19 protein-coding genes are annotated in these 24,375 nt (G+C 35.8%); 9 read left to right on the plus strand and 10 right to left on the minus strand.

The window, feature by feature from the left end:
* Nucleotides 1–10: 10 nt before the first annotated feature.
* From M666_RS00065 to M666_RS00110, 10 genes are all read right to left on the minus strand, one after another.
* Nucleotides 11–835: a 3-keto-disaccharide hydrolase gene (locus M666_RS00065; protein ID WP_029445474.1), complete on the minus strand. Its 825-nt coding sequence runs from the start codon at nucleotides 833–835 to the stop codon at nucleotides 11–13.
* A gap of 189 nt (nucleotides 836–1,024) precedes the next feature.
* Nucleotides 1,025–1,978: an SGNH/GDSL hydrolase family protein gene (locus M666_RS20585; protein WP_029445473.1), complete on the minus strand. Its 954-nt coding sequence runs from the start codon at nucleotides 1,976–1,978 to the stop codon at nucleotides 1,025–1,027.
* Between the two features lie 96 nt (nucleotides 1,979–2,074).
* A complete protein-coding gene (locus M666_RS00075; protein ID WP_029445472.1) occupies nucleotides 2,075–3,445 on the minus strand; it encodes an alpha-L-fucosidase in 1,371 nt (456 codons plus the stop codon).
* Between the two features lie 26 nt (nucleotides 3,446–3,471).
* Nucleotides 3,472–5,838, minus strand: a complete 2,367-nt coding sequence (locus M666_RS00080) for a PDZ domain-containing protein (RefSeq protein ID WP_029445471.1) — start codon at nucleotides 5,836–5,838, stop codon at nucleotides 3,472–3,474.
* A 22-nt stretch (nucleotides 5,839–5,860) separates the two neighbouring features.
* On the minus strand, nucleotides 5,861–6,736 hold the full coding sequence (locus tag M666_RS00085; RefSeq protein WP_029445470.1) for an alpha/beta hydrolase: 876 nt from the start codon (nucleotides 6,734–6,736) through the stop codon (nucleotides 5,861–5,863).
* A gap of 1 nt (nucleotide 6,737) precedes the next feature.
* Nucleotides 6,738–9,539, minus strand: coding sequence for a heparinase II/III domain-containing protein (locus tag M666_RS00090; RefSeq protein WP_226989940.1), 2,802 nt, complete (start codon nucleotides 9,537–9,539; stop codon nucleotides 6,738–6,740).
* A gap of 135 nt (nucleotides 9,540–9,674) precedes the next feature.
* Nucleotides 9,675–11,090 (minus strand): sulfatase family protein, encoded by a 1,416-nt coding sequence (locus M666_RS00095; protein WP_226989941.1) that lies wholly within the window; start codon nucleotides 11,088–11,090, stop codon nucleotides 9,675–9,677.
* Nucleotides 11,091–11,211: 121 nt separating this feature from the next.
* Nucleotides 11,212–13,194 (minus strand): glycoside hydrolase family 97 protein, encoded by a 1,983-nt coding sequence (locus M666_RS00100; RefSeq protein ID WP_029445467.1) that lies wholly within the window; start codon nucleotides 13,192–13,194, stop codon nucleotides 11,212–11,214.
* 188 nt (nucleotides 13,195–13,382) lie between these two features.
* A complete protein-coding gene (locus M666_RS00105; RefSeq protein ID WP_029445466.1) occupies nucleotides 13,383–14,213 on the minus strand; it encodes an alpha/beta hydrolase in 831 nt (276 codons plus the stop codon).
* Between the two features lie 4 nt (nucleotides 14,214–14,217).
* Entirely contained in the window at nucleotides 14,218–15,549 is a 1,332-nt protein-coding gene (locus M666_RS00110; RefSeq protein ID WP_029445465.1) for a sugar porter family MFS transporter, read from the minus strand.
* 356 nt (nucleotides 15,550–15,905) lie between these two features.
* On the opposite strand from M666_RS00110, the gene M666_RS00115 reads away from it, so the two are divergent.
* The 9 genes from M666_RS00115 to M666_RS00155 all read left to right on the plus strand — a co-directional run bounded on the left by M666_RS00115 (nucleotide 15,906) and on the right by M666_RS00155 (nucleotide 24,356).
* Nucleotides 15,906–16,799 carry an AraC family transcriptional regulator gene (locus tag M666_RS00115; protein ID WP_029445464.1) on the plus strand — a complete coding sequence of 298 codons (894 nt, stop codon included), beginning with the start codon at nucleotides 15,906–15,908 and terminating at the stop codon, nucleotides 16,797–16,799.
* A gap of 64 nt (nucleotides 16,800–16,863) precedes the next feature.
* Nucleotides 16,864–18,192, plus strand: a complete 1,329-nt coding sequence (locus tag M666_RS00120) for an L-fuconate dehydratase (protein WP_029445463.1) — start codon at nucleotides 16,864–16,866, stop codon at nucleotides 18,190–18,192.
* Complete coding sequence (locus M666_RS00125; protein WP_029445462.1) at nucleotides 18,192–18,968, plus strand: SDR family NAD(P)-dependent oxidoreductase; 777 nt, start codon at nucleotides 18,192–18,194, stop codon at nucleotides 18,966–18,968. Before M666_RS00120 ends, M666_RS00125 begins: the two co-directional genes overlap by 1 nt.
* A 50-nt stretch (nucleotides 18,969–19,018) precedes the next feature.
* On the plus strand, nucleotides 19,019–19,876 hold the full coding sequence (locus M666_RS00130) for a fumarylacetoacetate hydrolase family protein (protein WP_029445461.1): 858 nt from the start codon (nucleotides 19,019–19,021) through the stop codon (nucleotides 19,874–19,876).
* The gene (locus M666_RS00135) at nucleotides 19,876–20,703 is read left to right on the plus strand and encodes an amidohydrolase family protein (protein WP_029445460.1); all 828 of its coding nucleotides are present in this window, start codon (nucleotides 19,876–19,878) and stop codon (nucleotides 20,701–20,703) included. The genes M666_RS00130 and M666_RS00135 overlap by 1 nt, the downstream gene beginning before the upstream one ends.
* Nucleotides 20,704–20,706: 3 nt before the next feature.
* Nucleotides 20,707–21,498: an SDR family oxidoreductase gene (locus M666_RS00140; protein WP_029445459.1), complete on the plus strand. Its 792-nt coding sequence runs from the start codon at nucleotides 20,707–20,709 to the stop codon at nucleotides 21,496–21,498.
* A 37-nt stretch (nucleotides 21,499–21,535) separates the two neighbouring features.
* Entirely contained in the window at nucleotides 21,536–22,867 is a 1,332-nt protein-coding gene (gene fucP, locus M666_RS00145; protein WP_029445458.1) for an L-fucose:H+ symporter permease, read from the plus strand.
* Entirely contained in the window at nucleotides 22,864–23,193 is a 330-nt protein-coding gene (locus M666_RS00150; protein ID WP_029445457.1) for an L-rhamnose mutarotase, read from the plus strand. Before fucP ends, M666_RS00150 begins: the two co-directional genes overlap by 4 nt.
* A complete protein-coding gene (locus tag M666_RS00155; protein ID WP_029445456.1) occupies nucleotides 23,190–24,356 on the plus strand; it encodes an alpha-hydroxy acid oxidase in 1,167 nt (388 codons plus the stop codon). The genes M666_RS00150 and M666_RS00155 overlap by 4 nt, the downstream gene beginning before the upstream one ends.
* The last annotated feature ends 19 nt before the right edge of the window (nucleotides 24,357–24,375 follow it).

The raw sequence follows: 24,375 nt of genomic DNA on the forward strand, positions 1-24,375 counted from the left end.
TAAATCTCTCTTAATCTAAAAAATTTTCCATCGGAATGATTTCATCAAATTCTTTGATCTTAATATTCTTATAATAAATCTCTGCTGTTTCTGATTGAAAACCGATAATACCCTCGTTCACAGACAGGTCTGTTCCCATATTTACAATGACACCATTTAATTTATGAATGGTATACGTATCTCCCATTACAATTATTTCGCACTGGTTCCATTGATCATTCAAAGCATTAACGGCAACATTTGGACTTGCCAATAGCATTTTATTTTTACGCTGCCCTGTAGGTAACCCTCCATTTTCTGGTAATAAAAACGTTGAACTATCTTTTGCCACAAACCAGTTAAGAGAAGTTCCGCCGGTAATAAAATCTCCGGTATGGTTGGTATTAGAAACATGATTATATCGTATTTGATACTCTATACCTGTAGGCCAAATTTTATCATCGGTTACATGGTAATAAATACCTGCATCATATTGCCATCTCTCAAAATTATTCGTGATTTTAGTCCCCCATTTGTATTCAAAGCGAAGTATATATTTACTGTATTTTTTGTTAGTATAAAAAAGACCATGTGTTCCATTTTCGCCAGTACCTAAGTCTAAACTATCTGGCATATTTTTAAAAACATGTACCATTTCATTATCTATGGCATAGACATTTTTAGCCATTTCATGGTCCCCATTTTTTAGCTTTAAGTACCAACCTTCCCAATTTTCACCATTAAATAAATCGACAAATCCTTCATTAGATGAAGATGTTTTTTTAGCGCTTGAGCAAGAAATAACTAAAGTGATTAACAAAACAAATACGAGTACTTGGTTGGATTTAATTTTCATGATTTCTTCAATTTGTGAATTACAATTATTCTTTACCCGTTGTCAATCAATCCACTTTTTAGGTGGTTTATTATCTTCCAAAAAAAATAACATTGACAGCAACAAAACTTGTTGTACCAATGTTATCCTTTTTACTATTTATCTGCTATAAATTATAATGCAAACATTATAAGCTATCGTTTTTTATGCTTATTTCTTTTTTAAAGCCTTTTCTACAGCCTCTTTTACTAAAGGTTCCATTAGTTCATAACCTGCAATATTAGGGTGAACAGTATCCCTACCTAAATCTACTTTTAAGCCTTTTTCTGCATTTACCATAGGCGTGTAATAATCTAAATACACTAGTTTATGTTTCTTAGCATAGGCTTTAATTAAGCTGTTTAGTGTTATAATTTTGTCTGCAGGCTCTATAGAAGGGCTCCAAGAATAACTACTCGCAGGCAATACCGATGCTAATACCACTTTAATGTTGTGAATTTTAGCTAATTCTGCCATGGAAAAGATATTTTCAGCTATTTGCTCAAGGGTAATAGGCCCTCTGTTTTGTGCTATATCATTTGTTCCTGCATGTATCACTACTGCCTTAGGGCTTAGATTTATAACATCTTGTTTAAACCTTAAAAGCATTTGCGGTGACGTCTGTCCGCTAATTCCTCTGCCCACAAAATTATTATCATCAAAAAAATCAGGCTTAAATTTTACCCATTTTTCGGTAATAGAATTCCCCATAAAAACCACTCTATTCTCATTTCTAGCGGGTGCTTTCAATTCTGAATTTTCTTTTTCATATCGGCCTAGATTAGCCCAATCATCAGTAGGTACTAATTGAATTCTAACCACCGAAACCTGAGTATCCGGAGCCTCCTCCGGTAATAATATCGTTAATTTACCTTCTATTAATTTTATTTTAATCTTTTTATCTGGTTCAGAAAGCAATCGTGCTTCTCTTGGTTTAATAGCCCTGTCTATCACCAACTTACCATCTGCGGGCCAATTAAAAACATGTGCCAACAAAAATCCGTCTTCTCCTTCTGTATATCCTCCCCATTCTGGTTTAGCGTACTCATTGACTTGAGAAAACCCAACACCCACATTTAAAATAAAAGCAATGGCTACACTAATTATTTTCTTGGAAACATTCATACTTTATATCTATTTAAACTTTTACGTGTTAAACAAACCAAGCACCTGAATGGTGTTTGGTCTGTTCTTTTCTTATTTAGCAACTCCGTTTTTAAACTAGTTCTCCAATTCAATTTTAATCACAGAAACCGTAGCATCTGGAGCCAACATGGGCACCTCTAAGACTACCTCCCTAGAAGTGGCTAATGACTTCAATGCTGTTTTAGAATCTGTTAATACTGTTGCTTTTTTAACCTTGATGTCTTTATGTAATTTTAACGTACCTGTTTCTGGCCAATCAAAAACATGAGCATAGAGTACACCATCTTTTTTCGTATAACGCCCCCATTTTGGCTTTGCATACGGACTTGCCGAAGCACCATAAATAGCTTCGCCATTTTTTTGCGTCCATTCTCCCATCGCATTTAAACGTCTAATACTTTCTGAAGGAAACCTACCAAAACCATCTGGTCCTATATTTAATAAAAAGTTACCTCCTTTAGAAACAATATCTACTAATTTTTGGATTAAGTCCTCACTACTTTTCCAATCAGTATCAGATGGTTTATAGCCCCATGAGCCATTCATTGTCATACACGCTTCCCAATCAGAATCAATTCCTGTATCTGGAATTTCCTGTTCTGGGGTCCCAAAATCGCCCGCAAACTGTCCTGGATTATTATTCATACCGTCCATTCCTGTTCTACCTTTATCAACTCTATTATTTACAATCGTATTTGGTTGAATATCCCGAATGTAGCTATAAAGATCTTTTCCCATTTCTGTTGTGTAGTCCGAAATCCAATCGCCATCAAACCAAACGACACCAACATCCCCATAGTTTGTCAATAATTCTTTCACTTGAGGTTTCATGTAGTTCTTGTAGTATTTAGGAAACTTAGGATTCACAACCGTAGGATCATCATGTTGAGAAATGTTATAATTTGGATATAAATTTCCTTGTGCTTGTGGGTGATGCCAATCTACAATAGAGTAGTAAAAACAAAATTTAATCCCTTGCTTTTTACAGGCTTCTGACAATTCTTTAATCACATCTCTCTTAAACGGAGCTTTATCTATCACATCATAATCTGATACTTTAGAATCCCACAATGCAAAACCCTCATGGTGCTTCGCCGTAATAACAATGTATTTCATTCCTGCATTTTTAGCCATAGTTACCCATGCATCTGCATCAAACATTGTTGGGTTAAACATTTCAGGAAATTTCTCATAGTCTTCAATGGTATAATCTAATTTATCCATGGCCCATTCTGCACCACCACCAGCTATTTGGGTACCACGTTCACCTCCAATTATGGAGTATGCCCCCCAATGAATAAACATACCGAATTTAGAATCACGCCACCATTCCATGCGTTGGTCATCATCCAATTTTTTTACGTCTGACTTTTCTTGAGCAAAACTTGAGGTAACTTGCAGTACAGCAAGTAGCCCTACTACTAATGATTTCTTTATTATTTTCATTTCTTTAATTTTTATAGTGTATTGCGTTATTTGGTTTTAATTATTAATTCTTGTTCTGATTGATTTCTCATGATTAGAAGCTTTAATTCTGCTCCTGCATTCGCCGCACTTATGACGAAAAAGTCTTTAACCGTTCCTGTTTTTTTGCCTGATGCGCTTAAGATCACATCTCCCGCTCTAAGTCCGTTATTTTGTACTGCCGGACTTTGACTCCATACTTTTAAAACAATTACACCTTCTGCTGTATTTAGGCCATAGGCCGACTGCTCTTGTGCCGAGCTTACACTCTTTATATCATTACGTAACCATGCTATTGTAGGAGAAACATTGTTCTCATTAGCTGACGGTTTTTTTAATTGAGGGATTTCTGGAGTTTTTGCAAGCTTCTTCAGCGATGGTTTTTGAACTCCAAACTCATCCATTGGAAAATTTTTAAAACCAACAGCTAAGGCTGGTGAATTTTCAGCTACCGTAAAATCTAACCTAGCAGGGTCCTTAAATAATGGATCGCCAAACCCACTATGATTATCCCTATTATAAATTTGAGATTTTAACATGGCCTCTTCCGTTGAAAAAAAGTTGTAATCCAGTTCTTTTCCCCACCCTAGAAGCCTAACATCTTGATAAGCATCACTCACAATATTGTGCTTAAAAACATCTCCGCTTTCTACAAACCACACATGCGGATGCAAGGAATTGTTTACCATGATATTATTTTCAGCGATCCGATTGAATCCTTCACGCAACTTAAGTCCGTTATTTAATAATAAATTATTATAAATATGATAATTAGAAGACCCATCGTCCAAATCAATATCCCAACCATGATCACAACGAAAACGGTTATTTCTGATAATCGTAGTTTTTATAGCATCCCACATAGGCATGTTTGGGTTGGCTGTAGTTAAACTATCCATTACGGCACGTTTTGGGTGCCAAAAACGATCACGACCCCACGAATTAAATGAGCCATGATCACTAGTTTCTAATACGGTATTAAACACATCATTAAATTCTAAAATATGACCGCCCCAAGTACCATCGCCTATATTTATACCTGCTCTTGGCACATCATAAATACTATTATGACGGACCGTAATATCCATCGCCATAGAAATTTGGACTCCGGCTGTTTGTTTCTCTATGCGACCAATGCGATGTATTAAATTATCTTCTACCAAACAATTACGAGGATACAACTCGTTCTTAGGTCCAGGAATAGTATCCATTTCGGCTACGGGAACAAACTCCGAATAGTGAAAAGAAGGCGAACGTACTGCCGAAGGGTCTCCTACAAATGAAATGGCGCTCCCGCCACATTCATGAATATGGTTTCCTATAATGCTTAATGCTTTATTGTACTTACTCGCCATTATAACATTACCGCCTAAATTGGTAAACTCACTATTGGTTACGTTACAGTTCTCCGTTCCTTCAAAGAAAATAGCACTCCCTCTGTATATATTCCAATCGCTACGCAGTAAAGGTTCATATACTTCCATGAACGTACGTTGGGTATTTTCAAATGTAATATTGCTTATGCTTACATTCTTAACCGGGTTTTCTAAAGTACCCACAACTTGTATCAAATCTTTAAGTACTGAAACTTCAAACGTAGTCGTCTCTGGATTTAACCCTTCTGATGGCCAGTAATATAATTTATCAGTAGTTTTATCTAAAAACCATTCTCCTGCACTATCTAACTCTTCAAAAACATTCTCTACCATACGAAACTCTTCATGGGGTTTAGAAGCTCTGTTGTTTTGTTGACCTCCTTCTAAAATAGCGGTCCCATCTTCATTTACTCCAGTAATTTCAAAATGAAAACCGCCCCAACGACCACTATGCAAGGCATGAAAATAAGCACCTTTTGGATGTTTCCACGTAGCAATGCGTTCTTTAGAAATAGCATCGGCTGCGTACCCCTGCCAATAATGCCCATTCTCATCATAATTGGGATAACGTGCTAAAATTTGCGCTTTTCCATTCACTATCAATTGATCAAAATTTAAATCTTTTGGTACTTTGGTGACATACATCGTACTATTATACTTTTTCCAATTGGCTTTTAAAGGAATGGATCCCTTTATATGAACTTCTGAAGCATCTGTCCCTTTTATCTGTAAGCCATTTAATATCGATGGAATTTGAATTGATTTGGTAAGATAGTATGCTCCTGGAAGGATGTTAATAACGATACTTAAGCTGGTATCTTTTTCTTTTAATTCTGTTGCTCTTTTAATAGCCTCTTCTATGGTTAAAAAAGGTTTGCTTTTTGATCCTTTACTATTCTTTACTCCGTTTACAGAAACAAATAATTCTATCGTATTCGCCTGTATGGAACAAGAAATAAGGAGTAATACTGCTGTGAATAATAGTACAATTTTCTTCATTTTAAAATCTTCTCGTTCGCAACTACATTGTTGCTTTTCCTTTTAAATATTTTATAGCTTGTAAAAAAGCATCTACTTCTACTGTTGTTTTTCTAAAATATTCAGGTCCGTTTTCTTTCCATTGATTAAAAAACCCATGCTTCTGTCCTTCATAAATAACAACATCACAGCGGCTCCCAATAGCCTGCATTTTAGACTGATACTCATAAGCAGTAGCAACCGGAATTAGAGGATCTTTACTCCCTAATAAAAACAAGGTAGGTGGTGCTCCTTTTGCTATATTATGTAGGGGTGATATTTCTAAATAGCGATCACCTACCTTATCATAGCCATATCCAGTCTTGCTATTATCAATTACAGGATTGTATAAGACTAGCGCATTTGCTTTAGAACTAATTGATATATCTTCAGTAGGTTCTTCTAAGCCTTTTATTATCGCTGTTGCAGCAGCCAAATGCCCTCCCGCAGAACCGCCAGAGGCCACTATTTTTTTAGGATTTATATGCAGCTTTTTAGCATTACTTCTCAAATACCGTATTGCAGACTTCGCATCACGAACGGCATCAAACGGAGTTGTTTTGTGTCTTGATTGTACCCGATAATCCACCAAAACTGCGACCATTCCTCTTGTTGCAAAATACTTTGCTTGGTCTTCAAATTGCGTGGTGGTACCTCCGTTCCAACCGCCGCCAAAATAAAAAACAATAGCTGGAAATTTTTTCTTTTGATGCACGTTTTCAGGATAGAACAGCGTTAGTTTTAAGGTATCTCCCTCAATTATTTTATACACCAAACTATCTGGTAGTATTTCTCTAGCTTCGTATTTATCCTGACCGTGAACCTCAGACAAAAATCCCAAGAAGCTAAAAATGACTACAATGTTTATTAAGACCTTCATTTTATTCTTTTAAGTATGCTATAACTACTTTACGATATGCCTTTTCTAATCTAAACACCAATTGTTCGGGGTTAGCTCTTGACACCTGCCCTTTTCTTGAACTAATTAAAATATCATTTTCATAAACTTGTAATTCGGCCGATTTTTTCCCTTTCAGAAAAGGTGCTCTTATTAAAATTGGTCCGTCTGATTCTAAAACAAAAGTATCTCCATTACGTTCTACAGAAATATTAACAGGAATTCCAGAAGCTACAATTTCCCAACCATGCTGTTCGTATTTGTACATCCCCCCAAGAAAGAAGTACGCTAAATCATCACTACTTTTAACTGTTTTTACAACCGATAACAATCCCTTTTGGTACACCCCATCTTTTTCAACTACGTCTTCTTCCGTTGTGTTTAAAATGATGGTATCTGTGGTGTCATCATTTAATGTCACATTAATGACTTGTGTGCTCGGGTTTTCTTTAATTGAGGAATAGTTTACCTCAGCAATTGGATTATCTTTTCCTTCGAAATAAGGATTAAAAACCATGGCAAACGGATTCTCCCAAGCTGATGCTTCTCGCTTTACAATTAAAGTTTGAATTGAATCTCCAAATACCTCCGAAGGTGCTGTGCCAGAATCTTTCTTTAATACATTGGATTTGGGAGCTAAAGCGGTGTAAATACTTTGCTTTTCACTTCCTTTAATCCAAACTTTCATTAAATTATCAGGACTATCCGTAGTCTTAAGCTTAAAAAGTGCTTGCACATCTTCAGCCGTTTTCACTTTCTTTTTACTTCTCAAATAATCATAGCCTTTGATATCGCCATATATACTACCAAAATCTTTCGTCGTTTTTAAAGTAAGTGCATTAGATTTTTTATCTAAAATTTGAAGTGATTGCCCTAGATTATGATAAAAATAATCGTGCCGTTGATCGCCACCTGCTTGTTTTTTTGATCGGAATACATCTATAAAATAGCCATTTGAAGCGTTCGATTTTATAATTGCTGTAAAGCGTTGTTGGTCTGCCTGAGTTTTAGGCTCAAAAAAAGACACTTTAGAGAAGGTCAACTTATCAAACGAAGGTTTTTCACTTACTTTCGGAAAATTATTATCTAATTTAAAAGGATGGTAGCCCCGCATCGCATTGTAATCTGAAATGCCATCTACCACAACTGTATTATGCGCTGGAAATCTAGAGTAATATTCTCTATGGTCACTATGCCAATAACTAGAACCTTTCCCCATATCTAGACCCAAAACATAAGTATTTGCAAATAGCTCAATAGAAATACCATTGGCATGAGAATGGTTACCATAAGAACCAGCCGTAGAAACCATCATGGCATGAGCTCCGCTGCCTAGTCTCTGATTAAACATACTAACATTAGAAGCGTAAAACGTTGGCGATGTTAATTGATCCAGTCCGTTTTTATCATTTTCTGACGTTTTTAACTCATCCACATAAAAGAATAATTGCGGCAAATCTTTCGCTTCTCGCTCATATTCTCCTTTAGCTATCATTTGGGCTAACAGTCCAGAAATAATAGTTTCTTTTTCTACATTCTTGTATTTATTATAGTTTGAAATTAAAAGCTCAAAATTTTCTGGCGGTAATGTTTTGTGATTTGAATCGCCAAAACCAACAGTATACCCACTAGGAAATAAATATTGAAAAGATGCTAAAGCCGCTTTTTCTATGATTGGAAAGTTTGATAACTCCTTTTTATTTGTGGCATGATCTAAAAGTGTAAAAATATCAAGTAAGGTAGTAATCACATGAACAGAATAGGAAGCACATTCTGGCCACATACCCGTTTCCTGATTGTAAACCAATAAGGATTCCTTAATAGCTAACTGTCTTTCTGAAGAGGTATTAAAAGTACGGTCTAGAAAATACTGGCGTCCTTTTCCATTTTTATACGCATTGTTATCCTCTAAGACCAGGGCTACATAGGTTAAAAATCTAGCCTGAAAAAGATTCCAATTATTATCTGGAATTCCATTAGTGATAATTTGATCTCCCCATTTTTGAAATACTGCTGATGCTTGATCTAGGTTTACTTTTTCCCCTTCAAAATAATCATACAGAAAATCATAAGTTGTAATTAAATGAATCAATATTTTTTCATGAATAACTTCAAATGTGGCCAATCCAGAAATACGCTGTTGTACTCCATTTTCTAAATCGATAGGAGCATCTCTATAATACATTCCTGCGATATAGGTTTCAAAAACCGGCTTTGCTAATTCAGCATATTTTTTATCGCCCGTGACCCAATATAAAAAAGAAGCATCTTCCACCAGACTCATAATCTTTCGATTAATCCCCTCTATAGCAAAGCCTATTTTTGAAGGATGCACCCATTCTTTAACCTTTGTTTTTTTATGTGCTAGATAATAACCACGCGGATCATCAAAATACGGTTCTACCTCTTCTAAATTAGGTGTTGAATATTCTGAAGCCCAATCTCTAGTTCCTGAAAAACGTACCGTAGGCACTGGAGCATTCCCCTCCGAATGATCAAAATATCCTCCCTTAAGAAAGACCTTATCATGTTTAGTCTTCCAATTCATTTGTAACCTAGAAACCAACCATGTTGGATCATTTTCAACAAACTCCAAATATTTTTCTAAATTTTTAATTTTCTTATCTACTAAACTTTTTTTCCATTCAATAGTTTTAATACTATTTAAAAATTCAGGCTTAGCTTCATTAGTCGTATAAATTCTGGGGTGTGCACTTTTTTGAGCATTCGTAGTTACTATCCCTGTTAACATGCTAAAAAGCAGTACAAATACAATTGAATTCAATTTTAACTCCATCTTTCTCATTAATCTCTCGTATAAATTATAACTTACTGGTCTGTGTAAAATGCTCTTTTTTCGCCTGAACCTCTGCTTTTTAATGTGAAGCAGATTACAATACCCTGATTCTTTTTCTATTTATTAATATTGATTGGCATGCTCATAATCTCCAATCCTATGAAACACATTTCGCTTTAAAGGGATTTGCATTCCGTTTGTATTTTCTAACCAGTCATACAAACTATTTGCAAAATCTTTAATCAATGGTTGCAGTTTTGGATCATCAATTAAATTGACAATTTCATTGGGATCATTTTCAATATCATACAACTCATTCGTATCCCAAATACCATTATATCTTATGTATTTGTATTTATCTGTTCTAACCCCAAAAACTGTTGGCGTCATCGGAAAATCATATTCAAAATAGTATTCATAAAATATTTTATCGCGCCACTTGGTTTCATCTCCTTGTAGTAATTGCACAAAAGATTTCCCAGGCATATATGTTGGTTTTTCTAAGCCTGCACAATCTAAAATTGTTGGTGCTATATCTACATTTTGCACCATTTTTTCAACGGTTTTTCCTCCTTCAAATAATTCAGGACAACGTACCAACATGGGCACCTTTACAGACTCTTCATAAAAATGGCGTTTGTCTATAAGTCCGTGTTCTCCCCAACTAAAACCATTATCACCCATATAAATAACCATGGTAGACTCCTCTAATCCATTTGCTTTTAACCAATCTAATACCGTACCCACACTATCATCTACTCCCATTAAGGTTTCACAATAGCGTTGCACTAAATCATCAAAAGTTCCATCGGCAGTACCATGATACATGTAATCTACCCCATGCCAACTATCCCGTTGTCTCTTCACCCAATCTGGCCAGTTTAATTTTTTATACTCAGAGCCAATTGTTTGGGTGTAACTATCTGGCTTGTCAATCTTTTTACCCGCGTACATACCTTCATGACGTTTGGCAGGAAAAAACATAGCGTGTACTGCTTTATGCGATAAATACATAAAAAAGGGTTTATCTTGATCTCTATGATCCAACCAGTCTACCGCATGATCAGTTAACAAATCTGTCACATAGGTCTCTTCATCATACTGCGTATTTTTACCATTGATATTTAAGTTTGGTGCGTAATAATCTCCTTGACCTGCAAAGCTTTCCCAATGATCAAAACCGGGTCTTGGACTATCATTATGGTCGCCCATATGCCATTTACCAAAGAAGGACGTTTGATACCCCGCCTTTTGTAAATATTGAGGAAAGAATGTTAAATCACCAGGGTTGGGAGCCACATTATCTACAATGGTATGTACATGTGAATATTGCCCTGTTAGAATGCTTGCCCTACTTGGCGAACATAAGGAGGTGGTAACAAAAGCATTTTTCATATGTGCTCCTTCACTTGCCATCCTGTCTAAATTGGGCGTTTTTAACCAAGGAACTTTTCCTGTAAACCCCATAAAATCATTCCGATGATCATCTGTTAAAATGAAAATAACATTACGCGGTTTTTTCCCCTTCTGCTTTTTCAATTTTAAGTTATTTGTTTTTTGAACTTGTTGAAAACTAAACATTTCCGTTGGCTTCCCTACTAAGAAAATTAGTATTATTAAAGCTGATTTAAAATTCTTAAAAACTTTCATAATCCGCGTATTATTTGTTTGTTGTTATGTGTATTGCAAAGCCATTATTGGCTTTAACCGCTAGGTCCTTAACAGTCTCACTTGTAATGTCAAAATCTTCAACTTTCACTTTTGTTCGTGTTTCCACAAGCGCATCATCAGTATAAAACCTGGCCTTAAATGGCTGTCCTTTTGCTAAAAAAGAAAAATCTAAAACTATATTCCGAGGTTTTACCCCATTAATTCCTCCAATAAACCAATCTGATCCTTTCCTTCTGGCGATGACCCCAATTTCTCCAATTTTAGCTTCTAAAACGATGGTTTCATCCCAAGTGGTAGGCACATTATTAAAGAACTCTAATTCTGGCTCGTTACCGATATGCCTTGTATCTCCCCACAGGCCATCTTTTTTTTCTGGTGATGCCGCTGGTTTATCATACCAATATAAAAATTGAAGTGGACTGAAAATACAAACCGTTTTGGCCAGTTGAGAGGCATGAGAACCCATTTCATCAACTCTAGAATTGTAATAACAAACTGTATTATCAGAAGCTCCGGCAAGCGTGCGTGTAAACATACTAACCAACGTATGAGCATTAGGCACTGTTTCCTCATCACCACGAATTCCTTCCTGCGTTAGAAAATTTGGATACGTTCTAGAAAAGCCTGTAGGTCTATATTCATCATGCACATCTATGATCATTTCATATTCGGCTGCTTTTTTAACCGCTTCATGCAACCAAGCCGTAGCATCTTGGTCTCCAACCCGAACAAAGCCATATTTAATCCCGGCTACGCCCCATTTTTTTAACAAGGGCAATACTTCATCGATCTGTTTTTCTAAAGCACGACGATTTATATACAGTATCAATCCAATTCCTTTTTCTCTGCCGTATGCGGTTACCGCTTCCATATCTAGAGGGCCTTTTGATCTTTTTGGATCTAAGGTTACCGTCATGGCATCTGAGCTATTTTTCATCTCATCACCATACCAGCCTGCATCAAACATGATATATTGCATGTTATGTGCAGCTACAAAATCAATAGCTGCATAAGCCCCTTCTGTAGTAAGTGTTGTTTCTCGTAATACCTTCCCTGGTTTTATCCAAGACTCGTCTTTAATTTCAGAAGGATCATTTAAGTTTTGAATGATATAATTATTGGTCAATAATTCCCCCTCATTTTTAGCCATCATTACCACTCGCCAAGGAGATTGAAAAGGTAATTTTTTATGCACCTTAGCCCCTGCTTCTTCCCGTTTAGAAATAATTGCACCCGTAATTGTGTCTTGCTTTTGATCGCCCATTCTACCATCTAAACTTGATAAAATACTATAGGTAGCACTTGTTCCTTTGTCAAAACTTAATCTAGCATAATCTACCAACTTCGCTTCGGCTAGCGCAATTATTAAACGATCACTAATTTCAATAACCAAAGGACGTTCAACACCTTTTTGTAATTTACTTATGGGTATTTTTTTATACTCCCCTTGAGCCGTAAGTACTCCTGGTCCGCGTTTTGGGGTGGACCATACTTGATAATCTTCTTTGAAATTGTAATGGATGTTCTCCGCTAAGGCCACTTCTGTAATATGATCTTGTACCGGAATCTCATAGGAAAATGCGAGTCCCTCATCGTAGGCTCTGCAAATAATAGTAATTTTAGCATCCCCTTTTTTAAGGTGTACTTTAAGCTGATTATAGTGATCAGGTATCGTACTTAATTCTGCAAAATTAGATTTCCATTCGTTTTCAATAGTTGTATTTTCAACTTTTAGAACCCCTAACTTACCGTCAAAATTAATATCGTTTGAAATCAGTTCAAGAGTAGAAGGCAATAAAACTTGGTGTCCGTCATACGACATAGAAAAACCAATACCTTTTCCTGGTAATAGTGTAAACGTATTTTTTCCGTTAGGTGATGTTACGCCAATAGCTGTGCTGCGATTGCATGCCGTAAGAGATACCATTAAAATGGTGCCTAAAATAAAAGCCTTGGTCCTAATAAAATTCATACAGCGCGTTTATTTTCTTGAAGTTTTACGTTAAAGTGACCTTTATGCATACCCTGAGTTTTCCTTATGCTAAATCTACAAATGGCTTCACCATTACGTATGGCATTATAGCCCATGGATATGGACAGGTTACCCGTAAAGCTAATTTCAGCTTTAGATGAAGTTGAAAACCTTAAGAACTATTTTAATTATTTGGTTTGTTGCCTACCTTTTTGAAAAAAATCATTAAAAAAGAGCATTTGATATTTTATAGAATTCCTCCAATATTCATTGGTATGACCTCCTGGCCTTTCAATGTAATCATGAGGTATATTACGTTCCAGAAGTTTTTGATGTAACCTTAGGTTAGCATTGTAAAAGAAATCATCTACCCCACAGTCTATCAAAAAATCTAAATTTTGTCCATTTAACAGATGTGTTAAATTAATTACGGTATGTTTTTCCCACGCTTCAGGAGCATCAGCATACGCTCCCAGGCGTTCTGCAATATCCCATTGCAAAGGAAAGGGTCTAATATCTACCCCACCACTCATACTAGCCGCAGATCCCCAAACATCTAAATGTTTAAAGGCTAAATACAGTGCTCCATGACCTCCCATACTATACCCCGTAATAGCCCTATTTTCAGCGTTTGGTATGGTATAATACTTTTTATCTACATGAGATACTAACTCCTCTGCGATGTAGGTCTCATAACTCATATTCTTATCAACTGGACTGTCAAAATACCAACTCGTTTTATCACCATCAGGGCAAATTAGAATAACATTATATAGGTCCGCATACTTCTCCAACTCAGGAGCTTTTTCTAGCCAGGACTTATGGTTGCCACCTGCGCCATGCAATAGATAAACTACATTATAACGTAGCTCTTTTTTTTGATATGAATCTGGAGTAATCACCAAATTTTTAATCTTCTTACGCATTGATTTACTTGAAATAACGAGCGTATCTATTTTTGCTGCCGATAGGCTTATCGAGAAAACAAACGCGACTAAAAAGCTTAAAAATTTAAACATCCTTTTATACTTTTTTTCTTAACATTTCATCCTCTAATTCTTCAAGGGTTTTTCCCTTTGTCTCCGGCATCAAAAACATAACAAATAACAATTGAAAGACCATCATTACCGCAAATATTAAAAATACGACCCCTGCTCCCACCATAGGATGTTGAAACAAATAAGGGATCAAAGACGGAATAAGTGCTGCCAAAATCCAATGTACTGAACTACCAAAAGACTGACCTGATGCTCGTAAGTGGTTTGGGAATATCTCAGAAATAAAAACCCAGATTACTGCACCTTGCCCTATAGCATGTGCTGCTATAAATAGAAATAAGAAAATAGGCACTGCTAACCCTGTCCATCCATAAAAGAATGCTGCAGATACGAGGCCTAATGAAATAATATACCCAACAGAGCCTACATACATCAAGGTTTTTCTACCTACTTTATCAATTAAAAAGACTCCTAACAATGTAAATACCAAATTTGTTACGCCAATCCCAACGCTACTTAAAAGTGCCGTACTCTCTCCTAAACCCGCTTCTTCAAAAATTCTAGGGGCGTAATAGAGAAAAGCATTTATTCCTGAAAATTGATTGAAGAAAGCAATTAAAAAGGCTAATATTAAAGGAAATCTGTATTTTTTAATAAAAATAGTTTCTGACTTATCACTTTTTTCAGAGTGCTGATTCATCGCTGCTATTTGAGCATCAACATCTGCTTTTGGATCTATTAATGCTAATACTTTTTTTGCTTCTGAAATTCTTGACTTTGACAGCAACCAACGTGGGCTTCTAGGAACTTTTAAGGCAAATAAGATATACAATACGGCCGGTATCGCCTCTACGCCTAGCATCCACCTCCAAGCATTTTCCCCTATACCACTCAATAAATAATTGGATAAAAAAGCTATTAAAATTCCGAATACAATATTAAATTGATACAAAGCTACGAGCCTACCTCTATCCTTGGCAGGAGCAATCTCTGAAATATATGCCGGAGCTGCAATCGTAGATGCACCAACACCAATACCTCCAATAAATCTAAACAGTGCAAATACATAAGGATCATTAGACAATGCAGAGCCAATCGCTGAAACCGCAAATAAAACTCCAATAGCAATTAACGTATTTTTACGTCCATATTTATTTGTTGGAAAACCACCAAAGATGGCACCAATCACGGTTCCCCAAAGCGCCATACCCATAACTACCCAACCATGAAAGGTATCTGATGATTCCCAAAGGAGTTGTAATTTTTTATCTGCTCCTGAAATAACAACAACATCAAAACCAAAAAGAAACCCGGCTAAAGCTGCTGTTATTGACCATAATAAAATTCTTTTGCTCATAATTTAAGTTCGTTATTGACTAATTTTTGCTTTAATTAATCGTGGTTTAAAATAATAAGATTAAAGCATTTTTAGCTTCAACAATAATAAAATGAAAAAGAAATTTAGGGTATTAATTATGATTCAAAAGCTATAAATTATACCTCTATGCGCTATATTTCTTTGAACTAATACTAAGAAAAGTCCGATTGAAACCAACACTTCCCCTTAATTTCATATTGTTCCCATCTAAATTTATTGCCTTCAAAAGGAAGCATAAACACCTAATAATTTTTGATTAAAACCCTAAAATATATCAATTATTCATACTTTTAAAGTTTATTTGCTACGAAATATTTAATTTTAGTAAATTATTTATGAAGCTCCATTTTTTAAACAGATCTAACAAAGAGCACAAATCGCTTACCGTATCACATAGTATTTACGATAATTTCTTAAAGGTGTGGCACTATCATGAAGAACTTGAACTTGTTTTTATTCAAAAAAGTTCAGGAATGCGTTTTGTGGGTGATAGTATCGAAAAATTTTATAGTGGAGATGTTGTTCTGATTGGAAAAAACCTACCTCATATGTGGCTGAATGAAGATAAATATTTTCAAAACGATGCTACACTTAAAGCCGAAGCTATTTCTGTTCATTTTAAAAAAGATTTTCTAGGGGATAAATTTTTAAATGTTCCCGAAACCGAACAAATTTCACAGCTCTTACATCTTGCCGTTCGCGGAATCAAATTCAATAACTTGAATGAGAAATTACTACAAAATTTAAAAGATTTAGCGCAATTAGATGATACGACACAAATCATTTCCTTATTAGAAATACTCAATAAGCTCTCAAGACATACAAACTATACATTACTATCTAGCAGTGGTTTTCTTAATAGTTTTCATAAGACAGAAAACAAACGATTAGATAAAATTTATGAATACGTCTTTCAAAATTTTAATACTCCTATGAGTTCTGGTGATGTTGCAGAGAATATAGGAATGAACAAATCTGCCTTTAGTCGCTTTTTTAAAAAAATACATCGCAAACCTTTCACAAAATACCTGAATGAAATACGAATAGGATACGCGTGCAAGCTGCTTATCGAGAATAAAGAAAGTATCACCGCTATAGCCTATTTATGTGGGTTCAATAATATCTCTAACTTCAACAGACAATTTAAGCTCCTCAAAAATAGTTCTCCTTCTTCCTATTTGGAATTTTACAGTAAAAATAAAACGGAAGGCAAAAAAAGTATTGAATAAAGTGTTTTTTTAGGTGGTTTTCATGGCTTATGCCGCCTAATTTTGCTTCATAAGCAAACTTAAAATGGCTACACCTATACTAATTACGGACATTGAAACAAGAGATGTTCGTTTTCCTACAAGCAAATCATTAGATGGCTCTGACGCCATGAATCCTGATCCTGATTATTCAGCTGCCTATGTGATTTTAAAAACAAATCACCCCGAAGGTATCGAAGGTCATGGACTTACATTTACGATTGGAAGAGGAAATGAATTGTGTGTTGCGGCAATCAATTCTATTGCGCCTTTAATTAAAGGTAAATCTTTAGCATCTTTCACCAAAAACATGGGGGTATTTTGGAAGATGATTACCGGCGACAGCCAATTAAGATGGCTAGGGCCTGAAAAAGGAGTGATACATTTAGCTACAGGAGCTGTTGTAAATGCTGTTTGGGATTTATATGCCAAAGTGGAGAAAAAACCGCTTTGGAAACTTCTAGCAGATATGAGCCCCGAAGAATTAGTGAGCTGCGTAGATTTCACCTATATCACTGATGCTATAACTCCTGAAGAAGCTTTAGCGCTTCTTAAAGATAAATCTGCATCTAAACATGAAAGAATAGCCCACCTAGAACAAAACGGATACCCTGCCTATACTACATCTGCTGGCTGGTTAGGGTATTCTGATGATAAAATGAGACGCTTATGCCGCGAAGCAAAAGCGGAAGGCTTTAAACACATGAAAATTAAGGTGGGATCAGATCTTCAAGATGATATGCGCAGAGCTGCGATCATAAGAGAAGAAATTGGTGATGAGCTTAAATTAATGATGGATGCCAATCAGAAATGGGATGTTGACGAAGCTATTACCAACATGGAACAATTGAAAAAATTTAATCCTTGGTGGATTGAAGAACCTACGAGTCCTGATGATATTCTTGGTCATGCTACCATCGCTAAAGCCGTTGCCCCAATTTTGGTAGCTACTGGAGAACATTGTCAAAATAGAGTGATGTTTAAGCAACTTATGCAGGCTGGTGCTATAGGTATTTGCCAGATAGATAGTTGTAGAGTTGGCGGGGTTAATGAGATATTAGCTATCTTGTTAATGGCCGCTAAATTTAAAATTCCAGTATGTCCACATGCTGGCGGTGTAGGCTTATGTGAATATGTTCAGCACCTTTCAATGATAGATTACATTGCGATAAGTGGCAGTTTAGACGATAGAATAATTGAATATGTAGATCACTTACACGAACATTTTTACGACCCTGTAATCCTGAAAAATGGTGCTTATATGCCTCCTAAATTACCTGGCTATAGCATCACAATGAAAGAAGAATCTATAAAAGACTATAGCTTTCCTAATGGAAAAATTTGGTCGAATGAAACGACAAAAACAGCGCTTTAATGAAATTTAATTTAGACAAGAAAACGGCAATTATAACAGGTGGCGGAAGTGGTATTGGAAAAGCGATTGCTAAAACATTAGCCGAACAAGGCGCTTTTGTACATATATTAGAATTGCAAATTGAAAATGCACTACTCACAAAAAAAGAGATTGAAAATAGCGGAGGAAAAGCTGCGGTACATCAATGTAATGTAGTACATCAAAAGGAAGTTATTGCGGTTATTGATGAAATAGCCAAAAACTCTTCAATTGACATTTTAATTAACAATGCAGGTATTGCCCACATTGGTAATGTTGAAAATACGCCTGAGGAGGCTTTTGATCGCGTTTACCAAGTGAATGTCAAAGGCGTATACAACTGTATTTACAGTACGATTCCTCATATGAGAAAAAATAAATCTGGTGTGATCATAAATATGGCATCTATAGCATCATCAGTAGGTATTTCAGATAGGTTTGCCTATTCTATGTCTAAAGGCGCTGCATTAACCATGACTTATTCTATTGCAAAAGACTATGTTCAAGACGGCATTAGATGCAACTGTATTTCTCCTGCAAGAATCCATACTCCTTTTGTAGATGGATTTATAAACGAGAATTACCCAGACAATAAAGAAGAAATGTTTGAAAAGCTTTCGCAAACACAACCAATAGGCAGAATGGGAATGCCTGAAGAGGTTGCCAATTTAGCATTATATTTATGTTCCGATGAAGCTTCTTTTGTAACGGGAACTAACTTTCCTATAGACGGTGGGTTTATAAAATTAAACGGATAATAATTCCTTGTGTATTAAAGTAAAAAACACAATCATAAAAAATAAAAAAAATGAAACTTATAAGATTTGGTCAAATAAATAATGAAAAGCCAGGAGTACAATTATCAAATGGAAACAAGATTGATGTTTCTGGTTTTGGTGAAGATTACACCGAACATTTTTTTGAATCTGATGGATTAAATCGTTTAGAAAAATGGCTTAAAGCCAACGAAAAAGAATGTCCAACAATTGCAGAAGATACGCGCTTAGGCTCTCCTATATGTCGCCCGTCTAAAATAGTGTGTGTAGGTTTAAATTACGCAAAGCATGCCGCTGAAAGCGGAATGCAAATTCCGAAAGAACCCGTGTTATTTTTTAAAGCTACATCGTCTATCATTGGTCCTAATGATACTGTTATCTTACCTAAAGGCAGCACAAAATCTGACTGGGAAGTTGAATTAGCAATTGTAATCGGTAAAAAAGCTTCTTATGTTTCTGAAGAAGATGCATTAGATTATGTTGCTGGATATGTATTACATAATGATATAAGTGAACGTGCTTTTCAATTAGAAAGAGAAGGACAATGGGTTAAAGGGAAAAGTTGTGACACCTTTGCGCCTCTTGGACCGTTCCTAGCCACAAAAGAAGAAATAAAAGATCCTAATAATTTAAACCTATGGTTAAAATTGAATGGAGAAATGATGCAAAATAGCAGTACAACTGACTTTGTTTTTAATGTTCAAGAAGTAATCAGTTATATCAGTCAATTCATGACCTTACTTCCTGGCGATGTAATCTCTACAGGGACACCATTTGGAGTTGGTTTAGGCTTAACACCACCAATGTATTTAAAAGAGGGCGATGTTATGGAATTAGGGATTGAAGGTTTGGGAATTTCTAAACAAAACGTAATTGATTACAAAGCGTAATGATCATTGATAGCCATCAACATTTCTGGGTATACAATGCAAAAAAGCATTCTTGGATAGACGATACGATGTCTACTATCCGGAGAGATTTTTTGCCAAAAGATTTAAAAAAAATCTACCAAGAAAATAATATTGATGGCTGTATCGCTGTTCAAGCGGATCAAAGCAGAGAAGAAACGGAGTTTCTTATGAGCTTATCAGCCGAGCATCAATTTATAAAAGGAGTTGTAGGTTGGGTAGCTCTTAGTGCGGCTAATATAGAAGCACAACTAGAAGCGTATTCAAGTGTAAAAAAATTAAAAGGATTCAGGCATATTGTGCAAGCAGAACTGAATCCTAAATTTTTGTTACAGTTAGATTTCCTAAGAGGAATTGCTGCCTTAGAAAAGTATAATTACACGTACGATCTTTTAATTTTGCCCCATCAACTAGGAGCCACCTTAGAATTCATAAAGAAATTTCCTCATCAGAAATTTGTACTAGATCATATGGCTAAACCCTATATTAAGGAGGGTTTTATAGAGGGATGGGCCGTATTAATCAAAGAAATTGCTAAACATGAAAATGTCTATTGCAAATTATCTGGAATGATTACCGAAGCAGATTATACGACATGGTCCGCTGCACAGATTGAACCTTATATGGATGTAGTGTTCAATTCTTTTGGACCTCATCGCATACTTTTTGGGTCTGATTGGCCCGTATGCCTCGTGGCAGGAAACTTTGCTAAAGTAAAAAAACTAACCACAGATTTTATTGCCAAATGTAGCCCTACTGAACAACAGAATATCATGGGTGAAAATGCAATAAAATTTTACAATTTATAAGCTATGGATTTACATTTAAAAGATAAAGTTGTTGTTGTAACGGGTGCAGCAGGATTAAAAGGCAGTATAGGTGAAACGATTGTACAGGCTTTAGCAAATGAAGGGGCCATACCCGTAATTGTTTGTAGAAATGATAGAGGGTTTGGGTATGAGAAAGAATTACAAGACAAGGGAATTGATGCGTTGTTTGTAAAAACAGATTTGACAGATCCTGTGCAAGTAGCAGCAGCAGCAAAAAAAATAGGTGAAAAATATGGGCGGATAGATGCACTAATTAATAACATTGGAGTAAATGATGGGGTTGGTTTAGATGCTAGTATTGATGATTTTATGGGGTCTTTAAAACTAAATTTAGTAAGCTTTTTTGCAATGACTAAATTTTGTCTTCCTTATATTAAAAAAGTACAAGGCACTATACTAAATATAGGCTCTAAGGTTAGTCTTACAGGTCAAGGAGCTACATCTGGGTATGCTGCTTCTAAAGGGGGCGTATTAGGCTTGACAAGAGAATGGGCCGTAGATTTAATAAAAGATAATATTCGGGTAAATGCTATTATCATCGCAGAAAGTTGGACTCCAGCTTATGATACATGGATTAAAACACTGGAAAATGGCGAAGAAAAATTAAAAGCTATCGTAGATAAGATTCCATTGGAGAATAGGATGACCACACCACAAGAAATAGCAGATACTTGCTTATTTACTATTTCTAAAAAGGCATCACATACTACCGGTCAATTCATTACTGTAGATGGCGGTTATGTACATTTAGATCGTTCCTTACTTTCTAAATAAAGCTACAACATCACAAAAAACTCAACGCAACTTAATCATGAATAATTCCCCAGAAAAACCTGTAGTAGTATCAAAAAAGATACTTGTTCCATTTATTCTAGTCACCTCCTTATTTGCTTTATGGGGGTTTGCTAATGCGGTTACAGACCCCATGGTACAAGCTTTTAAAAAAGTACTTGAATTATCTAACTCACAAGCTGCTTGGGTACAAATGGCCTTCTATGGCGGTTATTTCTGTATGGCATTACCTGCTGCCATGTTTATGAGAAAATACTCTTACAAAACTGGTATTTTAATAGGACTAGGATTATATGCTGTTGGCGCCTTATTATTCTACCCTGCCGCTATAACAGAACAATTTTGGTTTTTCTGTTTAGGGCTTTATGTCTTAACCTTTGGCTTAGCCTTTTTAGAAACTGCCGCTAATCCTTATATTTTAGCCATGGGCGATAAAAGAACCGCTACACAGCGGTTAAACTTAGCCCAAGCATTTAACCCCATAGGGTTGATTGCTGGATTATTTGTGGCACAACAATTTGTATTAAAAAATTTGCAATCAGATGATATTGCAGATTTTAGTGCTTTAGAAGAAGCTTCTAAAGTACTCATTCGCACCTCTGATCTATTGGTGATACGCAACCCCTATGTAATTTTAGGTCTGGTATTACTCGGCATTTTTGTTCTTTTTGTAATGAACAAAATGCCTCAATCTAAAGATGAGGGTGCGATGCCTAGCATTGGAAAAACATTTAGCATCCTTCTAAAAAACAAAAAATATGCTTTAGGGGTCTTAGCGCAAATAGTATATGTAGGCGCACAAATTATGTGCTGGACCTATATTTACCAGTATGCAGAAGCCATCCAAATAAGTGCTGTTACCGCTGGTTATTATCAAATGGCAGCTTTTATCTTATTTACCGTTGGTAGAGCTATAGGAACCTATTTATTACGATTTACAAGTGCGGGAAAACTACTGATGCTTTTTTCACTTTTCGCAATTGCTTGTGCCGCAGGCGTTATGTTTATTGAAGGTGTTTTAGGATTATATTTTCTAGTAGCGATATCTTTTTTTATGTCTTTAATGTTCCCGACAATCTACGGCATAGCGCTAGAAGACTTAACAGAAGAACAATCCAAAGTTGGCTCTGCTGGTTTGATAATGGCCATCGTAGGTGGTGCTTTAATGCCTAAAGCACAAGGAATGATTATAGATTATGGAGGTAATGGCGTAGCGGATTTACAAATATTAGGCGTTGCTGAAGTTAATTTTTCTTTTATCCTTCCGCTATTGTGTTTTATATACATTGCTTGGTACGGGCGCCATATTTTTAAACATCATGAAGTTAAAACAGTAACGACAAGCTTATGAAACGATATTGTTTAGCACTAGATTTAATTAATGATGCTTCATTAATAGCAGAATACAAAGCGTATCATGCTAAAGTATGGCCAGAAATTATGGAAAGCATTAAATCATCTGGAATTCAGCATTTAGCTATCTATAGTGTGGAAAACAGACTCTTTATGATCATGGAGACCAGTGATGAATTCTCTTTTGAATCTAAAAACAAAGCTGATCTAGCCAATCTTAAAGTTCAAGAATGGGAAAAATTGATGTGGAACTATCAACAAGCACTTCCCAATTCTAAAGAAGGTGAAAAATGGAGACTAATGGAACAAATTTTTGAATTATGAGCGAGCAGAAAAAAAAAGAAATCAAAATAAATACAGCTTACCCTTCGGTCAGTGATTTAAGAACAAAAGCTCAAAAAAAAATTCCAAAATTTGCATTTGAATATCTGGATGGCGGTTGTAATGAAGATGTAAATCTCCACAAAAACACGTCTGAAATACGAAAAGTTGAATTACTACCTTCTTACCTAAGTAAGCACAGTGGCTCTTCTATGAAAACCGAGCTCTTTGGTAAAACTTACGATGCTCCTTTTGGGATAGCACCAGTTGGCTTACAAGGATTAATGTGGCCAAATGCTCCAGAAATTTTAGCAAAGGCTGCTTTTGAACATAATGTCCCTTTTGTATTAAGTACGGTCTCTACAAGTAGTATAGAAAGAATTGCTGAGATTACTGAAGGTAATGCTTGGTTTCAATTATACCATCCTACTGAGAATAGATTGAGAGATGATTTAATAAAAAGGGCTGCAGAAGCGGAATGTCCTGTTCTCGTTATTCTTTGTGATGTTCCTACCTTCGGTTTTAGACCAAGAGATATTAGAAACGGTTTGGCTATGCCTCCAAAAATGACCCTAAAAAACATTCTGCAAGTTTTAGGTAAACCACATTGGGCTTTAGAAACTTTAAAACATGGACAACCAAATTTTGAGACCTTAAAACCATACATGCCTAAAAACCTAGATTTAAAACAACTAGGCAAATTTATGGACCAAACATTTTCTGGTCGGTTGAATGAAGAAAAAATTAAACCCATTAGAGACATGTGGCCTGGGAAGCTAGTTCTTAAAGGTGTCGCTAATGAAGCCGATGCCGAAAAAGCAATCCAACTAGGTTTAGACGGTTTAATTGTCTCTAACCATGGCGGAAGACAGCTAGATGCAGGGGAATCTACCATAAAACCATTATCTAGAATAGCAGAAAAATATGGAGATCAAATAACTGTAATGATGGATAGTGGGATACGCTCTGGTCCTGATATTGCAAGATCTATGGCTTCTGGAGCTGCGTTTACTTTTATGGGTCGCTCATTTATGTACGGTGTGGCAGCCCTCGGTAAACAAGGTGGCGACCATACCATCTCCTTATTAAAAACAGAACTACAACAAGTAATGGAACAAATTTGCTGTGAAGATGTAAGGGATTTTAAAAAACATTTAATCAAATAAAACCCTCATTAAACCGAGG

Origin of the sequence: Cellulophaga baltica 18, from assembly GCF_000468615.2 — a bacterium.
GTDB classification, from domain to species: Bacteria; Bacteroidota; Bacteroidia; order Flavobacteriales; family Flavobacteriaceae; genus Cellulophaga; species Cellulophaga baltica.

Bases quoted from the DNA above. Each gene is read 5' to 3' on its own strand.
- M666_RS00065 (WP_029445474.1), bottom strand. From the start codon at position 835: ATGAAAATTAAATCCAACCAAGTACTCGTATTTGTTTTGTTAATCACT.
- M666_RS20585 (WP_029445473.1), bottom strand. From the start codon at position 1,978: ATGAATGTTTCCAAGAAAATAATTAGTGTAGCCATTGCTTTTATTTTA.
- M666_RS00075 (WP_029445472.1), bottom strand. From the start codon at position 3,445: ATGAAAATAATAAAGAAATCATTAGTAGTAGGGCTACTTGCTGTACTG.
- M666_RS00080 (WP_029445471.1), bottom strand. From the start codon at position 5,838: ATGAAGAAAATTGTACTATTATTCACAGCAGTATTACTCCTTATTTCT.
- M666_RS00085 (WP_029445470.1), bottom strand. From the start codon at position 6,736: ATGAAGGTCTTAATAAACATTGTAGTCATTTTTAGCTTCTTGGGATTT.
- M666_RS00100 (WP_029445467.1), bottom strand. From the start codon at position 13,194: ATGAATTTTATTAGGACCAAGGCTTTTATTTTAGGCACCATTTTAATG.
- M666_RS00105 (WP_029445466.1), bottom strand. From the start codon at position 14,213: ATGTTTAAATTTTTAAGCTTTTTAGTCGCGTTTGTTTTCTCGATAAGC.
- M666_RS00110 (WP_029445465.1), bottom strand. From the start codon at position 15,549: ATGAGCAAAAGAATTTTATTATGGTCAATAACAGCAGCTTTAGCCGGG.
- M666_RS00115 (WP_029445464.1), top strand. From the start codon at position 15,906: ATGAAGCTCCATTTTTTAAACAGATCTAACAAAGAGCACAAATCGCTT.
- M666_RS00120 (WP_029445463.1), top strand. From the start codon at position 16,864: ATGGCTACACCTATACTAATTACGGACATTGAAACAAGAGATGTTCGT.
- M666_RS00125 (WP_029445462.1), top strand. From the start codon at position 18,192: ATGAAATTTAATTTAGACAAGAAAACGGCAATTATAACAGGTGGCGGA.
- M666_RS00130 (WP_029445461.1), top strand. From the start codon at position 19,019: ATGAAACTTATAAGATTTGGTCAAATAAATAATGAAAAGCCAGGAGTA.
- M666_RS00135 (WP_029445460.1), top strand. From the start codon at position 19,876: ATGATCATTGATAGCCATCAACATTTCTGGGTATACAATGCAAAAAAG.
- M666_RS00140 (WP_029445459.1), top strand. From the start codon at position 20,707: ATGGATTTACATTTAAAAGATAAAGTTGTTGTTGTAACGGGTGCAGCA.
- fucP (WP_029445458.1), top strand. From the start codon at position 21,536: ATGAATAATTCCCCAGAAAAACCTGTAGTAGTATCAAAAAAGATACTT.
- M666_RS00150 (WP_029445457.1), top strand. From the start codon at position 22,864: ATGAAACGATATTGTTTAGCACTAGATTTAATTAATGATGCTTCATTA.
- M666_RS00155 (WP_029445456.1), top strand. From the start codon at position 23,190: ATGAGCGAGCAGAAAAAAAAAGAAATCAAAATAAATACAGCTTACCCT.